The organism is Marinospirillum perlucidum, from assembly GCF_003336805.1.
In the GTDB taxonomy this organism is placed as follows: domain Bacteria; phylum Pseudomonadota; class Gammaproteobacteria; order Pseudomonadales; family Halomonadaceae; genus Marinospirillum; species Marinospirillum perlucidum.
On sequence record NZ_QFWJ01000001.1, the window covers coordinates 120,747 to 140,758 of the forward strand.

Genomic DNA, 20,012 nt, shown 5'->3' on the forward strand with positions numbered 1-20,012 from the left:
TGGCAGCTTCTTGAGGGTAAAATAAGAGAAAGTTGATAAATATCCAGGCTAACTATCGATCTGGGGAGCCTCTGTCAGTGCAGTTTAAACAAGCGCACGAGTGAATCAGAGGTCACCTGGTTGGCCGCCAATCAAGGGTAAACATGAGATCTGTTTTAATGGTCAAGGGTTTGAAATTACTCGTTATTCTGGCAGGTGTCCTGTTGTTGGGTGCTTGCCAGTCAACCGGTAAAACATCCAGTCACGTGTCCGTTGGTGTGGTCACAGGGCCGGGAGGGCAGAGTTTTCCTCAGGCTCGACCTCGCGGGCTGAATACGCAGGAAAACGAGTCGGTTCCTCAATCGGAGCCGGCTCCGCCCGCAGCTCCTCCCAGCCCCACCCGCGTTCAGGTGATGCCTGCCAATCCTGAGCAGGGGGTTCCTCTTGGGGATAATACCGAGGTGGAAATTACTTCCCTGCAGCCGACCGCAGCTTCTGATCCGGTGACTACGCCTGCTGAGGCGGAAGAAGGACCCGAAGAGAATACCTGGCTGCAACGTTTTCCTCATTTAGCTGAGGATATGCAGGATTACCAGGAGGTGATTAACCAACTGGAAAGCGAACTCCAGCATTACCGTCAGCAGCTTAATTCTTTGCGTCAGGAGGTGGCCAGTCGCTGGGGTTCAGATGAGGTTGCGACCAGTTCGGCACACCAGTTTGTGAAGTACACGGATTCCTACCAGAGCCGGGGCGAGATGGATTTTGATCAGGGGCGCATTCTGGTGGAAACCCTTGATCAGGAAAATCCACGTCAGCATCTCAAGCAGGCCATCGTAACAACGCTATTAACCCCCTATGATGCCGAGAATCCGGAGATTTATAGCGACCGTCAGATCGATTACAACGGCCCTGCGCTACTGGCCGGTCAAATCAAGGATCACGAAGGAGTGCCGGTTCGTTGGGAGTGGCGGGCCAATCGCTATGCTGACTACCTGGTCAACAATGAGGTCAAGGTGATCAACCGCGGTGGTCAGCGGGTTTATCAGGTCGAGATTCCGCTGGTGGCCAATCACAATCAGGTCAGGGGGCAGCAGTATGAACATCTGGTTCGAGCAGCTTCGGAGCGCTATGGCATCGATGAAGCACTGATTTATGCGCTGATGGAAACGGAAAGCCACTTTAATCCCTATGCCACCAGTCACATACCCGCCTATGGTTTGATGCAGATCGTACCGGCGACGGCCGGTCGAGACGTCTACCAGCGCTTGCGTCAGCGCAATGATCAGCCCAATCGTTCGGTTTTATTTAATCCGGCCGAAAATATCGACATAGGCACTGGTTATCTAACCATTCTTCGAGATGTCTATCTGAAAGATATTCGCCACCCCCTATCCAGGGAATATGCCATGATTTCCGCTTATAACGGTGGTGCAGGGAATGTGTTGAGAACCTTTGATTCGGATCGCAGGGAGGCGGTAGCGGTAATCAATCAACTCTCGCCGCAGCAGGTTTATAACCGCTTGCACCGTAACCATCCTCGTGCAGAAGCCAGGGGCTACATTAAAAAGGTGACGGAGGCTTTAGGGCGTTACCGCTCCCTGGCTTCAGCTAACTAGGTGTTGGCAAGCTGCCAGGTTGAATTGACTGGAAGGGTGGCAAGCTACTCGCTGATGCTCTCTTTCTGGAAACTAGCTTCTTTGGCAGTTTTGAAGCGAGGAGTGCAGGCATTTATTGGCAATAATTCAGTTTAACCTGCCTGCACTCATGGGGACCTTGCTAGGTTTCTTAGTTGCCACCGTTCAGCTGTTCTTCGATTCTCAAGCGGTTAGCTTCACGAGAAGCATTGTAAGCCGCTACCAGACTGGAAGCTTCTTCCAGCTTAACGGTGTAGCGACTGCTGGAGTTAAAGGTGATCTGGGAGCAGCTATTGCCTGAAGAAGTACACACTTGGCTAAGGCTGGCCGTTAACTCTGCAGCAATTTCCTCGGCAGTGAAAACATCACCGGTCATGCTGGGGCAGCGAAGACTGTGCGTGTTAAACTGCAGTTCGCCATTTTCCAGCCCGACATAAGCAGTGAGTACGCAGTTACTCAGCTGTTTTTCATTACTGGAGCTAATCTGAGCCGGATCGACTGCAAACCAGACATTATCCTTGCTTTCGCCATTCATCAGCTGAATTTCGCCAACACTGCTGACGTCCAGCAGGGTGCCTGAATTCAAGCTAATGGTGTCTTGAGCCATTATTGGCAAGGAAAAACCGATCAGGGCAAGACTTGCTATCAATTTTTTCATAATGCACTTAGTCCAGATTAAATGAGTGGATGCTAATTAGTATAACAGAGTGGAACGCTGGGTTATTGGTGTCAATTTGACGCATTATAGATTCTTGTGCTCCATCGTGGAACTCATAAGCTGAATTGATAGTAAAACCGAGTAAATTAGTCGGAAAAAGAGGTGGTTTTTAATAGCAAAAAAGTATACATTTCCTATACAAGATCCCTGGTCGAGTCCCTGACTCTAGGTGGCTAAATGAACGCGCTAACTCAACTTAAATCAATGAATGACAAGATAAACCCAGAAATGATCCATGAAAACCTGACGCCCTTGTATCGTGATCTCCTCAGCAATCTGGGTGAAGACCCGGAGCGTGAAGGCTTGCAGGATACGCCCAAGAGAGCTGCCAAAGCCATGCAGTATCTAACCCAGGGATATCACCAGTCTCTGGATGAGCTGGTCAATGGGGCGGTCTTTTCATCCGATACAGATGAGTTGGTGATCGTCAAGGACATTGAACTCTATTCGCTGTGCGAGCATCATCTCTTGCCTTTTATCGGTAAATGCCACATTGGTTATCTCCCCCAGGGCAAGGTTCTCGGTCTCTCCAAGTTTGCCCGTATTGTTGATATGTACTCCCGACGCTTACAGATACAGGAACTCTTGACCAAGCAGATCGCTGAAGCGATTCAAGAAGTGACGGGCGCTGCTGGGGTCGGGGTGATTATTGAAGCCAAGCATATGTGCATGATGATGCGGGGCGTTGAAAAACAGAATTCTTCCATGCGTACTTCCGTCATGTTGGGTCAGCTGCGGGCTTCACAGAATAGTCGTCAGGAATTTCTCAAGCTGCTGGATTAAACCTCTTGCCAAGGAACTCTTTGCATGCCACATCATGATCCCTATTCTCTGGCCAAGATTCGCATCAAGAATCTGCGCTTACGAACCTATATCGGTATCAAGGAAGATGAAATCCAGAATCGCCAGGATATCGTGGTTAACGCTGTTATTCGTTATGCAGCCAACCGTGCAGTTCAGTTTAATCGAATTGAAGAAGCCTTGAATTACCGTACCATTACCAAGCGTTTGATCGCCCATGTCGAGGAGGGGCGTTTTGCGCTACTGGAAAGGCTAACCAAGGAACTGCTGGAAATTATTATGGAGTACGATCAGGTGCTGGCCGCAGAAGTTGAGGTCGACAAGCCCCATGCCCTGAGATTTTCCGATTCCGTTTCTGTTACCCTCAACGCTAAACGTGAACAAGAGGATGCTTGAGTCTTCCATGAGTGATCCACAAACTCCCCGAATGAATCACAACCTTGCTATCCTGGGGCTGCTGCTTGCCTTGGGCGGGATGCTTTTGGTGTGGTTGTTGATTCCCTCTGTAATTGCTTCCGTGCTGGCCTATCGATCCATTCGGCGTGAACCTGAACGTTACTCGGGCATGCTTTTTGTAATCGCAGCCTGGGTTTTGAGTCTGGTTGTGGGTGGTCTTTACCTGGTTTTGAATGTTACTTGAAGATTTCAACAAAAGATAAAGACTCTTTACTGCTTTTTGCTCGTCTCTACCCCCATTCTTGGGTAAACTACCAGCAAAGACTAAACAAAACGGGAGTTTTACACCATGCGTAAACTGATCGCCGCTACCGGTCTGGCTCTAACCCCTCTGGTTGCCAGCCAAGCCCAGGCTGCTTTGAACCTGACAGCAACTGCCAACTACTGGGATGCCAGCCCTTCTGGTTATATTCAGGGCAATTCCAGCCAGCCACAACTGGATTTTACAGACGAACTAGGCTTGGGTGATGAAGGTCTGACTAATCTATCTCTGCAGTTTGATCACTTTGTTCCCCTGATTCCTAATCTGCGCCTGACCCAGACTTCGATGGAGTTTACTGGTAACCGCAATACCAGTTTTACCTTCCTAAACCAGACATTTACAGGAAACACTACTTCAACCATTGATCTGAGTCATACTGATGCCACGGCCTACTACCGTTTTCTGGATGGCCTGACTTCACTGATTCCTCTGGTTTCCCTGCGCGTTGAAGTGGGTTTGACTGCACGCATGTTTGATGGTGGTTTTGAAATCCAGGGTGACGTTGGTGGTAATACCCGTACTGAATCCGTGGATCTGAGCGTGCCTCTGCCCATGGGTTACCTGGGTGGGCGTGTATCCCTGCCGTTCGGTCTGTCTGTTGGTGCCAAGCTGAATACCATCAGCTACAGTGGTAATGGCGTGACTGATTTCCAGGGTGATGTGAGCTATGAGTTTGGTGGTTTGCCACTGATTACTCCTGGTGTCACTGCCGGTTACCGTGAATTCACCATGACGCTGGACGATCTGGATGATACCTACGGGGATCTGACCGTTGATGGTGCCTTCTTTGGTGCTTACGTTCGTGCCGGCTTCTAAGGCTTGACGAACGTTTGAAAACCCGGTTAGCCAACCGGGTTTTTTTATGACTTCATAATAGTTTTTAGCAATCAGTAAAAGAGTTATCTTTATCTGGATTTATTGATGAGAAGGTTTATCATTCCTATTAATAAACCGGCTGGAGATGACGATCATGTTGAAAACCCTGACCTTTGCAATCACTCATTTTACCGTGGCTTTCAGTGTTGTCTGGATGATGACCGGCAGTTTCTTAACCAGTAGCCTAGTGGCGCTGGTAGAACCCGGTATTAATACCCTGGCCTATTTTTTCCATGAAAGGATTTGGGAGGGGGTTAAAAAGAGAAAAGCTCAGGAGGCAGTAACAAAAGAAGCTTGGGTGGCCTGAAACAGGCCACCCGAGACGGGCTTAGTGGCGGAAGTGGCGCATGCCAGTGAAGACCATGGCAATACCGGCTTCGTTAGCAGCCTGGATGACTTCCTCATCACGGACGGAACCGCCGGGTTGGATGACGGCAGTGATTCCCGCTGCTGCTGCAGCATCAATACCATCCCTAAAGGGGAAGAAGGCGTCAGACGCCATGACCGAACCCTTCACTTCCAATTGCTCATCCGCTGCCTTGATACCGGCAATCTTGGCGGAATAAACGCGACTCATCTGACCTGCACCCACACCGATGGTCATGCCATCTTTGGCATAGACGATGGCATTGGATTTCACGAATTTACCCACCTTCCAGGCAAAGGCCAGATCCTTGAGTTCCTGTTCGGTCGGTGCACGTTCAGTAACCACTTTGAGGTCATCACGGCCAACAACGCCCAAGTCCTTGTCCTGAATCAGCAGACCGCCGGTGACTCGTTTGAAGTCCAGGGTTTGCTGGTGTTCGCCGGGCCAGTGCTCACTGGCATCCAGAACGCGAAGGTTTTTCTTGGTGGCCAGAATTTCCTGAGCGGCTTTATCGATGCCTGGAGCAATAATCACTTCGGCAAACTGGCGATCGACGATCGTGCGGGCCGTCAGGGCATCCAGTGAACGGTTAAAGGCCAGGATGCCGCCAAAGGCACTGGTGGGATCAGTTTTAAAAGCTTGATCATAAGCTGTTTTTAGATCTTCGGCCACGGCCACACCACAGGGGTTGGCATGCTTGACGATGACGCAGGCCGGATCAGTGAAGGCCTTGACACATTCAAAGGCCGCATCGGTATCGGCGACATTGTTATAGGAAAGGGCTTTGCCCTGGAGTACTTCTGCAGTCGCTACGCTAGCTTCTTGTTGCTGGGCTTCAACATAGAAGGCGGCCTTCTGATGAGGGTTTTCACCATAGCGCATATCCTGGCGCTTGATGAACTGGGTATTGAAGGTGCGCGGGAAGTCTTCATTGCCGCCTTCAGCCAGGCGCCCCAGATAGTTGGCAATGGCACTGTCATAGGCCGCCGTATGTTCGTAAGCCTTGACTGCCAGGTTGAAGCGGGTGGCCTGGGTGACTTCACCCTGGTTGGCATCCATCTCTTCAAGCACACGCGCATAGTCACTGGTATTCACCAGAATACTGGTATAGGCATGGTTTTTGGCACAGGAGCGAACCATGGCTGGTCCACCGATATCGATATTTTCGATGGCCATTTCCAGAGTGCAGTCATCACGAGCGATGGTTTGCTCAAAAGGATAGAGATTGACGACCACCAGATCGATGGCCTGGATGGCGTGTTCCGCCATAACTTCATCATCCTGGCCGCGGCGTCCGAGAATACCGCCATGGATCTTGGGGTGAAGGGTTTTGACCCGCCCATCCATCATTTCCGGGAAACCGGTATGCTCGGAGACCTCTTTGACCTCCAGTTGGTTTTCCTTGAGTAGGCGGTAGGTTCCACCGGTTGAAAGTAGCTCTACGCCACGGTCAGCTAGACCTTGAGCCAGTTCCACGATACCGGTTTTGTCGGAAACACTTAACAGGGCGCGACGGATTGGGTTTGCCATAAGCCAGTTTTAGCTCCTAACAGCTTAGATGAGATCGTAATGTTTGAGTTTTTTGCGCAGGGTGCCACGGTTGAGGCCCAGTAGACTGGAGGCTTGCGTCTGATTGTTATCAGTGTAGCGCATGACTGCCTCCAGCAGCGGGGCTTCCACTTCGGTCAATACCAGATCATAGAGGTTATTGACCGGTTGCCCGTCTAGCTGGGCAAAATATTTCTCCAGGGCACGATGTACACTTTCACGAAGCGGACGCTCATGTTCGGAAGTCTTTAAGCTTGTTGAATGTATGTCAGTCACTTTGCTTCAATTCTGATTCAGGTTTAGGCCGGTTTGCCAAGAAGTTCTTCGGTGGGCTGAAAGATTTCAGCCATCAGATTTAATTGCTGTTCCGGTGTTTCCAGCTGGTTGAATTGCTTGCGCCAAGAGTTCTGGCCAGCCTGCTGTAGGTACCAGCCGAAATGTTTACGGGCAATACGAACCCCCATAAACTCACCGTAGGTTGCATAGAGTCCTTGCAGATGCTTGCCAATGATCGCCTTGAGTTCCTGATAGTTTGGTGCTGGCTGCTTTTCACCTTTATCCAGCCAAGCCTTGATTTGGCGGAAAATCCAGGGACGACCCTGAGCAGCCCGGCCGATCATGACAGCTGCAGCCTCCGTGTTCTCAAACACCCAGGCCGCCTTTTCCGGTGAGTCAATATCACCGTTAGCAATAACCGGTATGTCGATCGCCTGGCAAACTTCAGCCAGGGTGGCGTATTCAGCCTCCCCTCGAAATCGGTCTTCTCGGGTTCGACCATGCAGGGTAAGAGCCTGGATGCCAGCAGCTTCTGCAAGCTTGCCGATTGTAACAGCATTTTTGTGTTTTGCTGACCACCCAGTGCGAATTTTTAATGTCACAGGGACTTCTACGGCTTTAACCACTGCATCCAATATCTCGGCGACCAGTTTTTCATCCTTGAGTAGGGCTGAACCGGCTGCTTTTTTACAGACTTTTTTGGCCGGGCAACCCATATTGATATCAATGATCTGGGCTCCCAGGTCGACATTGGCTCTGGCCGCATCGGCGAGCATCTGCGGATCCCCTCCGGCAATCTGAATCATCCGGGGTTCATCTTCCTGATGGTGAGGCAAGCGCAATCTGGATTTTTGTGTATGCCAGAGGGATTGGTCGGCCGTGACCATTTCCGCCACAGCCAGGCCTGCTCCCATTTCCCGGCACAGGGAGCGAAAGGGGGCATCGGTGATACCGGCCATGGGGGCCAGTACCAGCGGGGTATCAAGAGTAAAAGATCCCAGGGTTAACAAGAGGACTGCCTTTTAAGGTAGTGGGTTTATCCGTGCGTTCTGTACATAGGTTGAGGGGCGGTCGACCTCAACACTAAATTCCTTTTGGCTGCCGGGTGGCAGTTGGGGCTCAGCTGAAGGAAGGTCTTCAGCCTGCAGCGTCTGGCTGGCGATCACCTGTAAGCTGAGGTTTAACAGTTCCACCTCCAGATTAGGCCAAGGCAGGGGCTCAGTAGTGGGATTACTCAACTGAAAACTGACCTGCATTTTTTGGGGGTCCTGCGCAGGGGCGAGTTGAACCTGACTGATTTGGTAGTCACTGGAGGCCTGAGCACTAAAAAACTGCCAGCTACCCAGCCCTGTAGCCACCAGGATACCGGCCAGTAGCAGGCTGGCCAGAAGGGGTTGGCGATACCAGGGACGTTTGGCAGCAGTCGAGGGTTGCTCTTCCCTTTCCCTGGCCTCTTCGGCCAGTTCATTTTCCAGATTGAGATCTTCTGAATAGAGGTCCAGGGGTTCAGGATCATCAGTCAAAGGGTCAGAGGCTTCGGCGGAAGTCGTTGGCTCTGCATCTGCCTGAAAGGGGTCGGCTTGCTGGGTGAGAGTCTCTTCGGTATCAGAGTCAAGAAAGGCGGTTTCCAGCTCTGCTTCAAAAGCTTGGAATTCTCTTTCGATTTCCTCGTCCTCGGCAGTGAAGGCCTCTTCAAAGTCCTCTTCGCTCAGTGCTTCTTCCGGCCAGCTCCAGCCAGTCTCTTCTTCAGGCACGGGTACTGGATCACTTTTATCAGCCTGATACTGATCCCTGAGTGTGGGAATCGGATCGGGTTTTGAGTCATCCGTTGGGGAAGCTTCCTGGATCAGCTGATCCTCACTGGCTTCTAGGCGATGGAAACGGGCATTGAAGATCTTCATGCATTCACCACAACGAACAGCACCAAAGGCCAGCTCCAATTCCTTGTCGCTGACTTCAAATACACTGTCGCAGTGGGGGCAACGTGCCAGTTGTGTCATTCGAGTCTTGTTCATGCCCGTAATTCCCTAGCAAGCGTGTTATGGCTGGGGTAAGCGCTGACCGGTTATTCTGATCCATCCGTCTTTTTCCTGGAAGGCCTCAAGAGCAAACCAGGGACGGTAGGCGGCTGCTACTTCTTCAGCCTGATGGGAAAGAATACCTGATAATGCCAAGTGCCCGCCAGCTTTGACTTTCTCAGCCAGAGTGGGGGCCAAATCGATCAAAGGGCCAGCCAGAATATTGGCGACCAGAACATCGACCTGAAGTGGTGGACAGGTATCGGGATAATACACAGGAAAGGCATCTTTAGCCAAGCCGTTGCGTTCGGCATTCTGGGCACTGGCCTGGAGGGCTTGGGGGTCAATATCCACGCCCCAGGCTTGCTGGGCACCCAGTAGCAGACCGGCGATGCCGAGAATGCCCGAACCACAGCCGAAATCCAGCAGGCTGCGACCTTCAAGTGGCTGAGCATCCAACCAGGCCAGGCAGAGAGCAGTGGTGGGGTGGGTGCCAGTGCCAAAAGCCAGGCCGGGATCAAGCATAAGATTGACTGCTTGCGGTTGTGGAGGCTGATGCCAGCTAGGAACCACCCAGAGACGCTCACCCATCTGCAGGGGCGTAAAGCTATCCATCCACTCGCGAATCCAGTCCTTTTCTTCAAGAATTTCCAGGTGCAGGACCGGAGCTGGCTCTTCGGGGAATTCCTGTTGCCAACGTTGCAGGAGTTGAGTCTGCATGGCGTGGGCATCCTCCTGGCCATCATAAAGACCGGTAATACAGGTGGCTTGCCAGAGGGGGGTGGTGCCGCGAATCGGTTCAAATACGGGGTTGTCTTCGGCATCTGTCAGAGTAATAGCGCAGGCACCGGCTTCCAGCAGCCAGTCTTCCAGCGTGGAGGCCTGCTCGGGTCTGACCAGGGTTTTTAATTGCAGCCAGGACATGAAAATTTTCCGGGAAAGTGAAGAATGAAAAGGAAAGGGGTGCTCGGTCTTGCCAGTGAGGATTAGCCGTCACTGATGACTGAAGACGAAAAGGGCAGCGCTTCACGATCAGGAAGGCTGCCCTTTTTCAGGGTTCAAGCAGTGACAGCGATTACTGACTCAGCTTTTTCTCCAGATAGTGGATGTTAACACCACCCTTCTGGAAGTGCGTATCCCTTACCAGATCCTTGTGTAGATCGGTATTGGTCTTGATGCCTTCCACCAGCAGCTCGTCCAGAGCGCCGCGCATACGCGTCAGAGCCGCTTCGCGGTCAACTCCCCAAGTGATCAACTTGCCGACCAGGGAATCATAGTGGGGGGGTACAGAATAACCGCTGTAGATATGCGAATCCATACGCACACCCAGGCCACCCGGGGCATGGAACATGGTGATCTTGCCTGGAGACGGCATAAAGTTACGCGGGTCTTCGGCATTGATTCGGCACTCGAAGGAGTGGCCCATCACCTGAATGTTTTCCTGACGCAGGCGTAGGGGTTGTCCGGAGGCAATCATCAGCTGCTCCTTGACGATATCCACGCCGGTGACCATTTCACTGACCGGGTGCTCAACCTGAACACGGGTATTCATTTCGATGAAATAGAAATTGCCGTCTTCATAGAGGAATTCAAAGGTGCCGGCACCCCGGTAGTTGATGGTGTTACAAGCATCAACACAGGCTTTAAGTACTTGGCGGCGGGATTCCTCGTTCAGGTGAGGTGCAGGTGCTTCCTCGATGACCTTCTGGTGACGACGCTGTAGTGAGCAGTCACGGTCATAGAGGTGAACGGCATTACCCTGGCCATCAGCCAGAACCTGAACTTCCACGTGGCGTGGATTTTCCAGGAATTTTTCCATATAAACCGTGCTGTCGCCAAAGGCGGCACCGGCTTCGTTTTTAGTCACGTGTACGGCGTTTATCAGGGCGCCTTCAGAATGCACCACGCGCATACCGCGACCCCCACCACCGGCAGCAGCCTTGATGATGACCGGTAGGCCGATACGGTGTGCCGTTTGCAGAATGGCATCGGGATCATCAGGCAGAGGGCCATCAGAACCGGGAACCGTAGGAACCCCGGCCTTCTTCATGGCCGCAATGGCTGAAACCTTGTCGCCCATCAGGCGGATGGTTTCGGCTTTGGGGCCGATAAAGCTAAAGCCGGAACGCTCGACCTGCTCGGCGAAATCAGCGTTTTCGGCCAGGAAGCCATAGCCAGGGTGGATGGCGCTGGCATCAGTGACTTCACAGGCGGCAATCAGAGCCGGAATGTTCAGATAGGAATCCACCGAAGGCGCTGGACCGATGCAAACGGCTTCATCAGCCAAACGAACGTGCATCAGATCACGGTCAGCCTTGGAGTGTACAGCAACGGTTTTAATGCCCAGCTCGCGGCAGGCCCTGAGGATACGCAGGGCAATTTCACCACGGTTGGCAATAACAACTTTCTCAAGCATTGTTGTCCCTCATGGCGGTGTCAGCAACACCGCAAGGTTTAAGTGGATGACCCGAGAGGGGTTTAGACCAGAACGACCAGAGGCTGATCAAACTCAACCGGTTGACCATCTTCCAGCAGGATGGCTTCAACAACACCGTCCTTGTCGGCTTCGATCTGGTTCATCATTTTCATGGCTTCAACAATGCAAATGGTATCGCCCTTCTTGACAGCCGTACCCACTTCAACGAAGGGGCTGGCGCCAGGAGCAGGTGAACGATAGAAGGTGCCCACCATAGGGGATTTGATCTGGTGGCCGGAAGCAACGGGCTTGCTTTCTGCGGCTGGTGCCTCGGCAGCAGGAGCAGCCGGTGCTGCGGCTGGAGCAGGCATGGCTGGCTGCGCGTAGTTCTGGTAAACCGGCTGGGCAACAGCAGCACCGGTTGGGTGACGGCTGATGCGAACGGCTTCTTCACCTTCCTGAATTTCAATTTCGCTGATGTTGGATTCTTCCAGAAGCTCGATCAGTTTTTTTACTTTGCGAATATCCATAATAATATCTCTGATTAGTAAGGTGGTATGGAGTTGTTTGTTAGAAAACCCGGTTGGCCCTGCGGTAGTGCTCTGACCAAACAGATCTTCCTAGCCAGCTGAACCGGCTTGCTTGATTTTGTTATCAGCAGCCAGCAGGGCCAGCTGATAGCCCTGAGTGCCCAGGCCGCAAATAACGCCCTGAGCCAAATCGGAAAAATAGGAGTGCTTGCGAAAAGGCTCCCTGGCATAAACATTGGATAAATGGATTTCAATAAAGGGTAGCGCAACTCCTGCTAGTGCATCGCGAAGCGCAACACTGGTATGGGTAAAAGCTGCCGGATTGATCAGAATAAAAGCCGTGCCATCGTTGAAAGCCTGGTGGATACGATCAATCAGTTGGTGCTCAGCATTACTTTGAAAGGCGTCCAGCTCATGGCCCAATTCCCGGGCTTGCTGGATCAGCTGGCTATGAATTTCATCCAGAGTGGTGGATCCGTAGATTTCGGGTTCACGCTGTCCTAACAGATTCAAGTTGGGGCCCTGGAGCAATAAAATTCTAGCCATGAAAGAAAAAGTCGCTCGCTCAGTTTTAACAATAAATATCTAATCAAAAAGTAACTAAATGCTGTGAACTTGCTGGCCTGACTGGGTAAAAACTAGCCTAATAGCCAAGAAATAGCCATGTGGGGGTGAAGTTTGCCTAAAGTCGAACTTCTTGTCCAGCTTTGCACTGTTTAACTTTGTTTTTTTTGTAGTTAAACGCACGTTTGATGCTTTTTGCCGTTACTTGCCACCAGTTTGCCAGGATTAAAGATTTTTCTGGAAGGCTTGCAGGTGGCGGGCCATTTCCGCCGCGTTCATCTCGCCCTGAATGCGCCAATTGCGGGCTTCCTGGCCTTCAATATAGAAAAGAAAGCTGGGTGGGCCAAAAAGCTGGCGCTCATTCAACCAGTTTCTTTTTTCGGGTGTGATATCAGTGAGATCCAGTTTGACTCGGGAAATCCCCTGCATTTGCTCAATCACAGTGGGATCCGGAAAGACTTCGTTTTCCATGACCTTGCAGGAAATACACCAGTCAGCATAAAGGTCCACAAGCACAGGTTGACGACTGGTATTAATCAGGGTGTCCAGGGTAGCTATCTGGTCAATCAGAGGGATGGGTTCCAGGGATGCTGGCGCTTGATTCGAGCCTTCCAAGCCTGCCAGGGGTTGCCAGGGGTTGTGGCTGCCAGCCAGTGCACCTACTAGCAGACTGGCACCATAGATGATCAAGGCCAGTCCCAGGGTGAGGCGTAATTTCTGCCAGCCACCCTGAAGTTGAAATTGCAGGCCACCCAGAAAGATGCCACCGCCCAGTGCCAGGAGTCCCCAAAGAGCGAGAGTCATCGGTGCGGGCAGGAGGCGCTCGACCAGCCAGATGGCTACTGCCAGCAACAGGAAACCAAAGAAAGCTTTAACCTGGTTCATCCAGGCACCGGCACGGGGCAACCAGCTGGCACCAAAAGTGGCGATTAGCAACAGGGGAAGCCCCATACCCAGCCCCATGGCCAGTAAGGCCCAGGCTCCGGTCAGGGCGTCTTCAGTCACCGCAATAAAAGCCAAGGCACCGGCCAGAGGTGCGCTCATGCAAGGAGACACCACCAGCGTGGAAAGAGCCCCCATCAGGGCTACATTAACCAGGGTGCCCCCTTTGGGTTGTTGCAGGGCTTGGAGACGCTGATCCAGCCAGGCAGGCAGGCGTAATTCCCAGATGCCGAACATGGCCAGCGCCAGAAGCAGAAACAGCAGTGCGAAGGGCACCAGCACCCAGGGGGATTGGAGGGCTGCCTGGAGATTCAATCCCGCTCCGAAAAGTCCCATCAGGGCACCCAAGAGTGCATAGGTCAAGGCCATCCCTGTCACATAGGCGGCAGAGAGCAGAAAGCCCCGTAAACGTCCCGAGTTTTGAGGTTGATCACCCTTGCCCACCAGGATTGCACTTAGAATGGGAAGCATAGGGAGTACGCAGGGGGTAAAGGTAAGTCCCAGGCCGGCGGCAAAGAAAAGGCCGAGTATCAGCCAGAGATCACCGCTTTGCAGAGTGGATGTCAGGCGGCTGCTCAGATTTTCCGGGGGTTGGCTGGCCGGTGACTCAGTGGTGGCTGTTGGTGGAGAAACCTCATCCAGTTTTACTGGTGTAGTTGAGGTATCCAGCTGGCTGCTATCCAGATTCAAAGTGGTGTACTGCGGAGGATAGCAAAGGCCTTCATCGGCGCAGCCCTGGTAGCGGATTTTAACGGCCAATTCTTGCAAGTCCGTTGATCCCTCAAGGGTGGCGGCCATCAAGGCAGTCGAGTAGTAGACCTGGCTGACCCCGAAATAGTCGTCTTCCTGAGTGACCGCTGGAGCAAACTCCAAGGCTTTGACTGTCAGGCTTTCAGGGCCTTCGGGAAGGGTGACGGCAAACTGTTTCTGATAGAGGTAATAACCGGGCTCCAGATCCCAGCGAATAAAAATCTGGCTGCCCTCTATCCAGGCTTCCTGCTTGAAGGCTTCTTCGGGAGGAAGAAACTGCGGGCTAGCTTCTGAATCGCTAAACCAGGAATTCCAGGAGGATTGGGAAGAATTAAACAGGCTGGATGCCGAAATGGATGCTGAACCGAACATCAAGACCAGCAGGCAAACAAAAGCAAAAACAGAACGCTTGGTGGCTGTCACAATTAAATTCATCCCTTCTGCATCCAATATCAAAAAATCAGTTTTATCAGACCCCGGAAAACTGAGGGTGTTCCCCTTGGGCCGCTATTGCTGCCTGTTTGGGGACTAGTGGCTGAAAAGCCCTCTAGTTTACATGAGCCAGACAAAGGATGAGGGAAAGATGTCGAAACAAGTCCAGGTGGACCCAGGCTATTGCATTATTTCTTCCACGGATCTTCAGGGAAACATCATTGCCTGCAATGATTATTTTGTTGAAATCAGTGGCTACTCACGGGAGGAGTTATTGGGAGCGCCCCATAATATTATTCGTCACCCGGATATGCCGGCTGCTGTTTTTGCCGATCTCTGGCAGCATCTTGAAGCTGGTTTCAACTGGATGGGGCCTATAAAGAATCGTTGCAAAAACGGTGATTACTACTGGGTAAATGCCTTTGTATCACCGGTTGTCGACGACGGCGAGGTGGTCGGCTACCAATCGGTACGTCATCCTTTGGAGCCTCAGGATCAGGAACAGGCCGAAGAAATTTATTCCCAGTGGCAGGCCAAACAGAAAATCCAACTGCCCTGGTACAAGCGCACCAACACCACCTTGCGGCTTTTTCTGGGCATGTTGATTCCTTTCCTGGGATTGTTGTTGGGCTGGTCCTATCGGGTTGAACCTCCGCTGATCGACCTGCTGATCATCCTTCCGGTTTCCATACTTTTTACAGCGCTTCTGGCCTACCGGCTGACCCTACCCCTGCGTGAAGTCATGGAAAGGGCTTTGCATTTCTATACTAACCCCGTTACCCAGCGCATATATACTGAGCGTGGTGATGAATTGGGGGCCTTGGAACTGGCCCTGCGCTATGCCGAATTGAAAAATCTGACAGCGATTAACCGGATAGGCCATTCAGCGGATCACATAGGTCAGCATCTGAATGAGCTGGTGGATCAGGTTCAGGGATCGGAAAACCTGGCGGGCGGCCAGCATCAGCTTTTGGAAGAGGCACAGGAATCGATGCAGGCTGTCAATGCGGCTTCTTTGTCCGTCAATGAGCGGTGTCAGCAGGCAACCCGGGTTGCCGAGGAAGCTGAGCAGCAGGCTTCCCAGGGACAAAAACAAATTGATCAGGCGATAGCAGGTTTTAAGTCCAGCCTGGATCAAATGCAGCGCCTGGATGACAAGGCGAGCCAGCTAGCCAGTCGTGTTGCTCAGATCGATGAAATGCTGGAAATGATCAATGCCCTGGCTGAGCAGACTAATTTGCTGGCCTTGAATGCAGCCATAGAAGCGGCCCGGGCCGGTGATGCCGGACGAGGTTTTGCCGTGGTGGCAGATCAGGTGCGCCAGTTGGCTGCCAGCTCGCAAGAAGCTTCGGGACGGATTCAGGAGCAGGTTTCCGGCTTTAGTCAACTGGCCTCGACCCTGTCGCATTCCCTGATTACCAGCGTTGAAGACTTGGGCTCGACCATGCAGGAGCTGGAAACAGCAGGTCAGCAAATCGGCCGCTTGCGTGAAGGGGTGATAACAGTGGAGCAGTTGAACCAGGAAACTTCACGCGCGGTGGTTGAGCAGATGCAAAGTCTGGATAGTCTCAAGGAGGGGTTGCAGGCCGTTTATCAGCGGGCCGAAGAGTTGGCGGCTAGCGCCCAGGAAAGTCGCACTCAGGGGCAAGGCGTAGAGAGCATGCTACAGGAGATGGAAGGCTTGATTACCCGGTTTGAGCACTGATTGCAAAAAGAGGAAGTTGGTGGCTATGCCCTGATTTGAACAGGGGACCCCATCATTATGAGTGATGTGCTCTAACCAGCTGAGCTACATAGCCACACAAGCGGCGCAATATTAAGCTTGGCAACACCTCCTGTCAAGCCTCTTGGGCAGTCAGGAGGTGTTGGTTCGGCTAATCAGACATTAAAGCGGTAGTGCATGACGTCGCCATCCTGGATGATGTAATCCTTGCCTTCCAGGCGCCATTTACCCGCTTCCTTGGCACCCTGTTCGCCCTGGCAGGCGACAAAATCATCATAGGCGACCACTTCAGCGCGGATGAAGCCCTTCTGGAAGTCGGTATGAATCACGCCAGCCCCTTCAGGTGCGGTTGCTCCTTTTTTAACCGTCCAGGCACGTACTTCCTTAACGCCAGCCGTAAAGTAGGTCTGTAGTCCCAGGAGTTCAAAGCCAGCACGGATAACACGGTTCAGGCCAGGTTCCTCCAGGCCCATGCTTTCCAGGAACATGGCTTTTTCTTCGGGGTCGTCCAGCTCGGCGATTTCCGCTTCTATCTTGTTGCATACGGGCACCACGACCGCTTCTTCCTGTTCGGCAAGCTTGCGCACGACATCCAGATGCGGGTTGTTTTCAAAGCCCTCTTCATTGACGTTGGCAATGTACATGGTCGGCTTGAGGGTCAGGAAACCGTAGTTTTTGACCAGTTTTTTCTCTTCATCACTGAGGCCAAAACTGCGCAGGGGTTTGCCTTCTTCCAGATGCGGCTGCACTTTTTCCAGAATGGCTTTCTGGGCGATGGCTTCCTTATCGCCACCTTTGGCCAGACGTACCAGCTTCTGAATCCCTTTTTCAACAGAATCCAGGTCAGCCAGTGCCAGTTCCATATTGATAATTTCAATATCGCTGGCCGGATCAACCTGGTTGGCCACATGAATGACATTGTCGTCTTCAAAGCAGCGGACTACGTGGGCAATCGCCTGGGTTTCACGAATATTGGCCAGAAATTTATTGCCCAGGCCTTCACCCTTGGAGGCCCCGGCAACCAGACCGGCAATATCCACAAACTCCATGGTTGTGGGCAGAACTTTTTCGGGTTTGACGATTTCTGCCAGGGTATCCAGGCGGGGGTCGGGCAGGGGAACGATGCCCGTATTGGGTTCAATGGTACAGAAGGGGAAGTTTTCTGCATCGATGCCTGACTGGGTCAAGGCATTAAACAAGGTGGATTTGCCGACGTTGGGAAGGCCGACGATACCGCAATTAAAGCCCATAGTTATCTGTCCTGTTCAAAAAGTCTTTGCAAACAATATTCGGGATGGCTTGGCTAGTCGCCTGTAATCAGGCCATGAGTCTATTCAGCTTTGAAGCTATGCAACTGATTCATGGCCCGAGTGGTGTCACCGCTGACGATCAGTTCCAGATGACGCAGGCATTCATCAACGGCGGCATTGATTTTCAGTTGTTCATCCTGGGGGGGCTTGCCCAGAACATAGCCGGTTACTTTGCTGGCTTGTCCCGGATGGCCGATGCCGATTCTCAGACGGTAAAAATCGCGATTATTGCCCAGAGCGCTGATGGTATCACGAAGGCCATTATGTCCACCGTGACCACCGCCTTTTTTTAAGCGGGCGACGCCTGGATCCAAATCCAGTTCATCATGGACAACCAGGATTTCTTCGGGATTGATTTTGTAGAAGTTGGCCAGGGCGGCAATGGATTGGCCACTGCGATTCATGAAGGTGGTGGGGATCAGAAGATGCAGCTTGTGACTGCCCAATAGCAGCTGACCATGCAATCCTTGGAACTTGCTGGTAGTGAGGGGGAGCTGATGCTGGGCGGCCAGGGCTTCGACCAACCAGGCTCCGGCATTATGCCTTGTCGATGCATATTCTTTTCCGGGATTGCCCAGACCGACAAGCAGTTGAATCCCTTTAGCCATAGGCGCTTTCTCGGTGATCAAAAATCAGGTTTTAGATGTGAAAAACCCAGGTAGCCTCCTAGAGGCTGCCTGGGCAAAACGGCCAACAACTGAGTTTTATTCTTCAGTTGCTTCTTCGCCGCCTTCTTCATCTGCATCGTCAGACTTACCGCCTTTCTTGGCATGAACGCTGACAACACCTGTGTCGCCGCCGTGGGCCAGAGCAGTGATGTTAACGCCTTCGGCCAGTTCCAGGTCGGACAGGTGAATGGTTTGACCGACTTCCAGTTTGCTGACATCAATGTCGATGGACTGGGGCAGGTTCTGAGGCAGAGCAGTTACCTCAACTTCGTTCAGCAGGTGCTGAATTTTACCGCCCTGCTGCTTGACGCCAACACAGTTGTCTTCGTTCTGGAAGTGCAGAGGCACTTGAACGCTAACAGTGTGAGTGGAATCAACGCGCTGGAAGTCAACGTGCAGAACCAGAGGCTTGAAAGGATGGCGTTGCATGTCTTTCATGATGACCTGCTGCTTCTTGCCATCGATATCCAGGTTCAGAATCGAGGTATAGATGGCTTCCTCGGTTTCCAGAACGCGGTAGAACTCACGCTGTTCAACAGCGATAGGCTGAGGAGCTTCTTCACCGCCGTAAATGATAGCGGGGATGTACTGCTTAGCACGACGCAGGCGGCGGCTCGCACTCGTACCCAGGTCGTTACGTGCAGTGGCTACAAAATTAAATTCTGACATTATCTTGTCCTCATGGACGGTTATCTAAAAGTAAACACCAGGTGCCCGCGACCAGGCAGTCTGGTGTTCATGGGTTTTCCCTTTTGAGGGAAAGCTTTACCTGATCAGCTCCGGAACATGGAGCTGATGGATTCTTCATTACTGACACGGCGTACGGCTTCAGCCAGCAGGCTGGAAACCGTGAGCTGGCGGATTTTACCAGAATTAACGGCAGCCGTGGTCAGAGGAATCGTATCGGTTACGATCAGTTCATCCAGCATGGAGTTGGAGATGTTGCTGATTGCAGGACCGGAAAGAATAGCGTGAGTGGAATAGGCGACCACCTTCTTGGCGCCACGGGTCTTCAGGGCCTCGGCTGCCTTGCACAGGGTGCCGGCAGTATCTACCATGTCATCGACCAGAACGCAGGTGCGGTCTTCAATGTCACCGATGATGTGCATGACCTGAGACTGGTTGGCCTGGGGGCGACGCTTGTCGATAATCGCCAGGTCGGTGTCGTTGAGTTCCTTGGCAATGGCGCGGGCACGAACTACGCCGCCAACATCGGGAGATACCACGACCATGTTGTCGTAGTTCTGGCGCTCGATATCATCCAGAAGCACTGGCGAGCCATAGATGTTGTCAACGGGGACATCAAAAAAGCCCTGGATCTGATCGGCATGTAGATCCATGGTCATGACTCGACTGACGCCAGCGGCACACATCATGTCGGCAACCAGCTTGGCAGAGATGGGAACCCTGGAGGAGCGAACGCGACGATCCTGGCGTGCATAACCGAAGTAGGGGATAACCGCAGTAATACGGTGAGCTGAGGCGCGGCGCAGAGCATCGACCATCAGCATCATTTCCATGATGTGGTCATTGGTGGGCGCACAGGTGGATTGAATTACAAAAACATCCTTACCCCGGACATTTTCATTGATTTCAATAGCAATCTCACCATCGCTGAATTGACCAACGGTGGCATCGCCCATACGGATATCAAGACATTCTACAACTTTGCGCGCCAGTTCCGGGTTGGCATTGCCCGAAAAGACCATCAAGTTAGACACGGATTCACCCTAATGACAGAG

At 52.3% G+C, this 20,012-nt stretch carries 21 protein-coding genes and 1 tRNA gene; 7 read left to right on the plus strand and 15 right to left on the minus strand.

Annotated features, from left to right (window positions below; genetic code table 11):
* The first annotated feature begins 143 nt into the window (after positions 1–143).
* Positions 144–1,595, plus strand: a complete 1,452-nt coding sequence (locus DFK18_RS00575; protein ID WP_114416261.1) for a murein transglycosylase domain-containing protein — start codon at positions 144–146, stop codon at positions 1,593–1,595.
* Between the two features lie 169 nt (positions 1,596–1,764).
* Here DFK18_RS00575 and DFK18_RS00580 read toward each other — a convergent pair whose 3' ends face one another.
* The gene (locus DFK18_RS00580) at positions 1,765–2,271 is read right to left on the minus strand and encodes a hypothetical protein (RefSeq protein ID WP_114416262.1); all 507 of its coding nucleotides are present in this window, start codon (positions 2,269–2,271) and stop codon (positions 1,765–1,767) included.
* Between the two features lie 288 nt (positions 2,272–2,559).
* Here DFK18_RS00580 and folE point away from each other — a divergent pair, with 288 nt between their 5' ends.
* The 5 genes from folE (at position 2,560) to DFK18_RS00605 (ending at position 5,033) form a co-directional block, all read left to right on the plus strand.
* Positions 2,560–3,114, plus strand: a complete 555-nt coding sequence (gene folE / locus DFK18_RS00585; protein ID WP_218563881.1) for a GTP cyclohydrolase I FolE — start codon at positions 2,560–2,562, stop codon at positions 3,112–3,114.
* Between the two features lie 24 nt (positions 3,115–3,138).
* A complete protein-coding gene (gene folX, locus DFK18_RS00590) occupies positions 3,139–3,528 on the plus strand; it encodes a dihydroneopterin triphosphate 2'-epimerase (protein WP_114416264.1) in 390 nt (129 codons plus the stop codon).
* Positions 3,529–3,535: 7 nt separating this feature from the next.
* Positions 3,536–3,772: a hypothetical protein gene (locus DFK18_RS00595; RefSeq protein ID WP_114416265.1), complete on the plus strand. Its 237-nt coding sequence runs from the start codon at positions 3,536–3,538 to the stop codon at positions 3,770–3,772.
* 105 nt (positions 3,773–3,877) lie between these two features.
* Entirely contained in the window at positions 3,878–4,666 is a 789-nt protein-coding gene (locus DFK18_RS00600) for a TIGR04219 family outer membrane beta-barrel protein (RefSeq protein ID WP_114416266.1), read from the plus strand.
* A 154-nt stretch (positions 4,667–4,820) separates the two neighbouring features.
* Positions 4,821–5,033, plus strand: coding sequence for a DUF2061 domain-containing protein (locus DFK18_RS00605; RefSeq protein WP_218563864.1), 213 nt, complete (start codon positions 4,821–4,823; stop codon positions 5,031–5,033).
* A gap of 21 nt (positions 5,034–5,054) precedes the next feature.
* Here the strand turns inward: DFK18_RS00605 and purH are convergent, their stop codons facing one another.
* The 9 genes from purH to dsbD all read right to left on the minus strand — a co-directional run bounded on the left by purH (position 5,055) and on the right by dsbD (position 14,572).
* Complete coding sequence (gene purH, locus DFK18_RS00610; protein ID WP_114416267.1) at positions 5,055–6,623, minus strand: bifunctional phosphoribosylaminoimidazolecarboxamide formyltransferase/IMP cyclohydrolase; 1,569 nt, start codon at positions 6,621–6,623, stop codon at positions 5,055–5,057.
* A 24-nt stretch (positions 6,624–6,647) separates the two neighbouring features.
* Entirely contained in the window at positions 6,648–6,917 is a 270-nt protein-coding gene (gene fis / locus DFK18_RS00615) for a DNA-binding transcriptional regulator Fis (protein WP_114416268.1), read from the minus strand.
* Between the two features lie 23 nt (positions 6,918–6,940).
* Complete coding sequence (gene dusB / locus DFK18_RS00620; protein WP_218563865.1) at positions 6,941–7,927, minus strand: tRNA dihydrouridine synthase DusB; 987 nt, start codon at positions 7,925–7,927, stop codon at positions 6,941–6,943.
* A gap of 12 nt (positions 7,928–7,939) precedes the next feature.
* On the minus strand, positions 7,940–8,932 hold the full coding sequence (locus tag DFK18_RS00625) for a DUF3426 domain-containing protein (protein ID WP_114416269.1): 993 nt from the start codon (positions 8,930–8,932) through the stop codon (positions 7,940–7,942).
* Positions 8,933–8,956: 24 nt separating this feature from the next.
* The gene (gene prmA / locus DFK18_RS00630; protein ID WP_114416270.1) at positions 8,957–9,859 is read right to left on the minus strand and encodes a 50S ribosomal protein L11 methyltransferase; all 903 of its coding nucleotides are present in this window, start codon (positions 9,857–9,859) and stop codon (positions 8,957–8,959) included.
* Positions 9,860–10,010: 151 nt separating this feature from the next.
* Entirely contained in the window at positions 10,011–11,351 is a 1,341-nt protein-coding gene (gene accC, locus DFK18_RS00635; RefSeq protein WP_114416271.1) for an acetyl-CoA carboxylase biotin carboxylase subunit, read from the minus strand.
* 62 nt (positions 11,352–11,413) lie between these two features.
* Positions 11,414–11,881 (minus strand): acetyl-CoA carboxylase biotin carboxyl carrier protein, encoded by a 468-nt coding sequence (gene accB / locus DFK18_RS00640; protein WP_114416272.1) that lies wholly within the window; start codon positions 11,879–11,881, stop codon positions 11,414–11,416.
* A gap of 90 nt (positions 11,882–11,971) precedes the next feature.
* Positions 11,972–12,427 carry a type II 3-dehydroquinate dehydratase gene (gene aroQ, locus DFK18_RS00645; RefSeq protein WP_114416273.1) on the minus strand — a complete coding sequence of 152 codons (456 nt, stop codon included), beginning with the start codon at positions 12,425–12,427 and terminating at the stop codon, positions 11,972–11,974.
* A 243-nt stretch (positions 12,428–12,670) separates the two neighbouring features.
* Positions 12,671–14,572, minus strand: a complete 1,902-nt coding sequence (gene dsbD, locus DFK18_RS00650) for a protein-disulfide reductase DsbD (protein ID WP_114416274.1) — start codon at positions 14,570–14,572, stop codon at positions 12,671–12,673.
* 148 nt (positions 14,573–14,720) lie between these two features.
* Between dsbD and DFK18_RS00655 the strand changes: the two genes are divergently transcribed.
* The gene (locus DFK18_RS00655) at positions 14,721–16,274 is read left to right on the plus strand and encodes a methyl-accepting chemotaxis protein (RefSeq protein WP_162299645.1); all 1,554 of its coding nucleotides are present in this window, start codon (positions 14,721–14,723) and stop codon (positions 16,272–16,274) included.
* 17 nt (positions 16,275–16,291) lie between these two features.
* Here DFK18_RS00655 and DFK18_RS00660 read toward each other — a convergent pair.
* The 5 genes from DFK18_RS00660 to DFK18_RS00680 all read right to left on the minus strand — a co-directional run bounded on the left by DFK18_RS00660 (position 16,292) and on the right by DFK18_RS00680 (position 19,991).
* Positions 16,292–16,368, minus strand: a tRNA-Met gene (locus DFK18_RS00660).
* 79 nt (positions 16,369–16,447) lie between these two features.
* Positions 16,448–17,542 (minus strand): redox-regulated ATPase YchF, encoded by a 1,095-nt coding sequence (gene ychF, locus DFK18_RS00665; protein ID WP_114416276.1) that lies wholly within the window; start codon positions 17,540–17,542, stop codon positions 16,448–16,450.
* 80 nt (positions 17,543–17,622) lie between these two features.
* Positions 17,623–18,210 (minus strand): aminoacyl-tRNA hydrolase, encoded by a 588-nt coding sequence (gene pth / locus DFK18_RS00670; RefSeq protein WP_114416277.1) that lies wholly within the window; start codon positions 18,208–18,210, stop codon positions 17,623–17,625.
* Positions 18,211–18,306: 96 nt separating this feature from the next.
* The gene (locus tag DFK18_RS00675; RefSeq protein WP_114416278.1) at positions 18,307–18,939 is read right to left on the minus strand and encodes a 50S ribosomal protein L25/general stress protein Ctc; all 633 of its coding nucleotides are present in this window, start codon (positions 18,937–18,939) and stop codon (positions 18,307–18,309) included.
* A gap of 104 nt (positions 18,940–19,043) precedes the next feature.
* Positions 19,044–19,991 carry a ribose-phosphate pyrophosphokinase gene (locus tag DFK18_RS00680; RefSeq protein ID WP_178006164.1) on the minus strand — a complete coding sequence of 316 codons (948 nt, stop codon included), beginning with the start codon at positions 19,989–19,991 and terminating at the stop codon, positions 19,044–19,046.
* Positions 19,992–20,012: the final 21 nt, after the last annotated feature.

What these genes read in the sequence shown, in the direction of transcription:
- DFK18_RS00600 (WP_114416266.1), top strand. Translation starts at nt 3,878, where the DNA reads ATGCGTAAACTGATCGCCGCTACCGGTCTGGCTCTAACCCCTCTGGTT.
- accB (WP_114416272.1), bottom strand. Translation starts at nt 11,881, where the DNA reads ATGGATATTCGCAAAGTAAAAAAACTGATCGAGCTTCTGGAAGAATCC.
- prmA (WP_114416270.1), bottom strand. Translation starts at nt 9,859, where the DNA reads ATGTCCTGGCTGCAATTAAAAACCCTGGTCAGACCCGAGCAGGCCTCC.
- folX (WP_114416264.1), top strand. Translation starts at nt 3,139, where the DNA reads ATGCCACATCATGATCCCTATTCTCTGGCCAAGATTCGCATCAAGAAT.
- purH (WP_114416267.1), bottom strand. Translation starts at nt 6,623, where the DNA reads ATGGCAAACCCAATCCGTCGCGCCCTGTTAAGTGTTTCCGACAAAACC.
- DFK18_RS00675 (WP_114416278.1), bottom strand. Translation starts at nt 18,939, where the DNA reads ATGTCAGAATTTAATTTTGTAGCCACTGCACGTAACGACCTGGGTACG.
- pth (WP_114416277.1), bottom strand. Translation starts at nt 18,210, where the DNA reads ATGGCTAAAGGGATTCAACTGCTTGTCGGTCTGGGCAATCCCGGAAAA.
- DFK18_RS00605 (WP_218563864.1), top strand. Translation starts at nt 4,821, where the DNA reads ATGTTGAAAACCCTGACCTTTGCAATCACTCATTTTACCGTGGCTTTC.
- DFK18_RS00575 (WP_114416261.1), top strand. Translation starts at nt 144, where the DNA reads ATGAGATCTGTTTTAATGGTCAAGGGTTTGAAATTACTCGTTATTCTG.
- DFK18_RS00655 (WP_162299645.1), top strand. Translation starts at nt 14,721, where the DNA reads ATGTCGAAACAAGTCCAGGTGGACCCAGGCTATTGCATTATTTCTTCC.
- DFK18_RS00625 (WP_114416269.1), bottom strand. Translation starts at nt 8,932, where the DNA reads ATGAACAAGACTCGAATGACACAACTGGCACGTTGCCCCCACTGCGAC.
- folE (WP_218563881.1), top strand. Translation starts at nt 2,560, where the DNA reads ATGATCCATGAAAACCTGACGCCCTTGTATCGTGATCTCCTCAGCAAT.
- DFK18_RS00595 (WP_114416265.1), top strand. Translation starts at nt 3,536, where the DNA reads ATGAGTGATCCACAAACTCCCCGAATGAATCACAACCTTGCTATCCTG.
- ychF (WP_114416276.1), bottom strand. Translation starts at nt 17,542, where the DNA reads ATGGGCTTTAATTGCGGTATCGTCGGCCTTCCCAACGTCGGCAAATCC.
- dsbD (WP_114416274.1), bottom strand. Translation starts at nt 14,572, where the DNA reads ATGAATTTAATTGTGACAGCCACCAAGCGTTCTGTTTTTGCTTTTGTT.
- DFK18_RS00580 (WP_114416262.1), bottom strand. Translation starts at nt 2,271, where the DNA reads ATGAAAAAATTGATAGCAAGTCTTGCCCTGATCGGTTTTTCCTTGCCA.
- aroQ (WP_114416273.1), bottom strand. Translation starts at nt 12,427, where the DNA reads ATGGCTAGAATTTTATTGCTCCAGGGCCCCAACTTGAATCTGTTAGGA.
- accC (WP_114416271.1), bottom strand. Translation starts at nt 11,351, where the DNA reads ATGCTTGAGAAAGTTGTTATTGCCAACCGTGGTGAAATTGCCCTGCGT.